The organism is Halodesulfovibrio sp. MK-HDV, assembly GCF_009914765.1.
GTDB lineage: Bacteria > Desulfobacterota > Desulfovibrionia > Desulfovibrionales > Desulfovibrionaceae > Halodesulfovibrio.
Genome location: NZ_WYDS01000048.1, coordinates 1 through 2,807, shown reverse-complemented (window position 1 = coordinate 2,807; position 2,807 = coordinate 1). Strand labels below are relative to the sequence as shown.

The following is a 2,807-nucleotide window of genomic DNA, read 5'->3' as shown; positions in this document are numbered from 1 at the left end:
CTCGTTGCTGGCGTGGCTCAATTGGTAGAGCAGCTGATTTGTAATCAGCAGGTTGCGGGTTCAAGTCCCATCGCCAGCTCCAGTACAGGTGGGGTTCCCGAGTGGCCAAAGGGAACAGACTGTAAATCTGTCGGCGTACGCCTTCGGAGGTTCAAATCCTCCCCCCACCACCACGTAATTAAAGCCAGTCGAAAGACTGGCTTTTTTTGTGTCTTCTAAATTTGGTGCACAGAATGAAACCTCGCCCCCTCTACTACCTCTCAAAACAATCCCAACGGCATCACTACGGTTCAAATTCTTTCTGATTGTTCGTGTAACGTGCCACTCATATTTGCGAACACTGCCCCCATTTACAAAATCAATTCCAAAAAATGCGATGAAGAGTACCAACTCTCCATCGCATTTTTTTCTTACCCTTCGCTTATTATTGCAGGCTATTTCTAATCCCACAAAGAAAATCTCGTCTACGACACGCCCTAGGATATTTGTATCCAGCCTGCCTCTCCGACAGCCACTTTGATACTTCGCTAACTCGCTGGGTATCGTAGAGTAAAACAGCCCTTAAGCGTAAAACCCAGCTCACCACAGATACCTTATAGCCTGTTTATTATCTCCCCATCGTTACGATGACGCATGTTATCTGTGATACACATACTATCTTCGGGAAAAAATCGCCCACTCAACAAGCCCCGACAGAGATTGAGTTGACATCATCCCTTTGACTGTTCAGCACTCAAAAAAATGTTGCCCACAGCAGAGCTGTTCAAGCCAAACATGTCGTAATTTTAACAGGCAGCGAAAGAGACTTGATCTGAAAACAAAAGGTTCACAGAAGTTATTCTGTGAACCTTTTGTCATTGCAGTTAAGGTCGCCACAACATCAGCACAAAAAAAGCCCTTAGCAACTAAGGGCTCTTTATCATCTATTTCAAATAAAACTTAATCGTTGAAACAACTCGTATCGTTTTGTAGCGCGAGAATCTTTCCATATACATCTCCCCTGAATTTCTTGGGAGCAACTGAAAAACACCCTGATTCGCCTGTTTAATCGCTCCGACCACTGCTCCAGAGTCTTTTGCAAACTGCTCAGCACTACTTCGGGCATTGAGGGTCGCGGCATGAATCATTTCAGGCTTAACACCATTCAGCTGTGTAAATATATAGATAGGATTGCCTGATCCAGGCTGCCCTTCTTTAACTATACTCACACCTTGTTTTATCAGCTCACCAACATCTTGGTAGGCTCGATCTACGGCATCAAGCTTATCTGTCTGAACAGTGATGGTTTCAGACACTATGTAGCGCTGCCCAACTGGTGCACCTTGCCCATATGTAAGGGCAAAACGATCCTGCACATCAACAGTTTTAAAAAACTTAATATCCTTAGGCAATCCACTATCTACCAAAAATTTTTTAATCAAGTTGGAGTTTGCTTCAATTGTCACCTGCAATGCTGCGAGATCATCACCTGTAACAACATGCTTTATGGACCACGAGGCCATATTTGCCTCAACATCTTTTACAGCAAGCCCTTTTACAGTGACATAACGCTCTGAACCGCGAAAATTGATAAGTCCCAACATAATCACAGCCGCTGCCGCCACTATTCCAAGAGCTAAAATACCTGCACTTACGGGTGAAAGTACTTTTGCGACTTTTCCATTTTCATTTGCCATGCCATCACCTGTCCTTATATTTCCGGCTGCTGTGGAGCAGCGTTGTATTAACTCTCGTTAACCATATTATTTCATATTCAGAGAATGAACAACTGTTAGCCAATGGATGATTGACCTCTTTGCACACAAGCGCCACTACAGCCTGATACTACGTTACAACAGCTAGCAGAAACTTATAGCTCCTATTCATCAACACTGCGAACCATACTCGTGTCACACTGATTTATTGAAGCCATAACTTGATTATCCAATTAATTTATCATTTTTACCTTTTTTACTTGCCAAATTAATACGACATGCGTAGAAACCGTCTCCGTTGTCAGGGAATATATCCCACGGACAACAGCACAAGCAGGTGGGGTTCCCGAGTGGCCAAAGGGAACAGACTGTAAATCTGTCGGCGTACGCCTTCGGAGGTTCAAATCCTCCCCCCACCACCACGTCATTAAAGCCAGTCGAAAGACTGGCTTTTTTGCGTTTAATGTCTACCAAGCAGGTTGAGGCAACATATGATACTGTTATAAAACTCAACCAGCATAGTCGTAAAATATAAAAAAGTATCCCACGTACACCATACGGAGACACAATGTTAGAAGAACATATCATTTTTAATGGCAAAGACGTTACAGTCGTAGATTGTACCATTCTTAGTCTTTGCAGCGGCGGAACAGATTCAACGCCTAAAACCACTAAAGAAACACTCATGCTCGTTGCAACAAATGAGCTGTGGTTCAACTCCCTGACTCTTGGCAAAACATATTCAGCTACTATTGAAGAACGCACCTGCCGATGGTTACTTACAGACAAAGATGCAGACGAATTAGAATTGACATTTGAGCTATCCAGCGAAGGCTAGCCACAGCTTACTATCTGTGATTAAAAAGCTTTGCTTGAAACTGGTAGTATTAAAGTAGTTACCGCTACGACAATTTCGAACAGTCATTAAGCCCAAAAAAAGCCAGTCCTAGGACTGGCTTTTTTATGTAATCTCATCAATAGAATCTATTTTACCGCAAATAAAAGTTTATACATATCCAACTCCCCAAAGTCGGTCATATATCAGCAGTTTCTACCTGTGCACTTTAACTTCTGTGAATACATATTCAAGCTCTCTTAAGTGCCCAGTTTTTT

General features: G+C 42.8%; 2 protein-coding genes and 3 tRNA genes. 4 read left to right on the top strand and 1 reads right to left on the bottom strand.

The window, feature by feature from the left end; translation table 11 throughout:
* Positions 1-6 precede the first annotated feature (6 nt).
* Positions 7-82: transfer RNA gene (locus MKHDV_RS18545), tRNA-Thr, on the top strand.
* Between the two features lie 5 nt (positions 83-87).
* A tRNA-Tyr gene (locus MKHDV_RS18540) sits at positions 88-173 on the top strand.
* A 750-nt stretch (positions 174-923) separates the two neighbouring features.
* Here MKHDV_RS18540 and MKHDV_RS18535 read toward each other — a convergent pair.
* Positions 924-1,676: an SIMPL domain-containing protein gene (locus tag MKHDV_RS18535; protein WP_160717972.1), complete on the bottom strand. Its 753-nt coding sequence runs from the start codon at positions 1,674-1,676 to the stop codon at positions 924-926.
* Between the two features lie 354 nt (positions 1,677-2,030).
* Between MKHDV_RS18535 and MKHDV_RS18530 the strand changes: the two genes are divergently transcribed.
* Positions 2,031-2,116, top strand: a tRNA-Tyr gene (locus MKHDV_RS18530).
* Between the two features lie 146 nt (positions 2,117-2,262).
* Positions 2,263-2,532: a hypothetical protein gene (locus tag MKHDV_RS18525; protein ID WP_160717970.1), complete on the top strand. Its 270-nt coding sequence runs from the start codon at positions 2,263-2,265 to the stop codon at positions 2,530-2,532.
* The last annotated feature ends 275 nt before the right edge of the window (positions 2,533-2,807 follow it).

Bases quoted from the DNA above. Each gene is read 5' to 3' on its own strand.
- MKHDV_RS18535 (WP_160717972.1), bottom strand. From the start codon at position 1,676: ATGGCAAATGAAAATGGAAAAGTCGCAAAAGTACTTTCACCCGTAAGT.
- MKHDV_RS18525 (WP_160717970.1), top strand. From the start codon at position 2,263: ATGTTAGAAGAACATATCATTTTTAATGGCAAAGACGTTACAGTCGTA.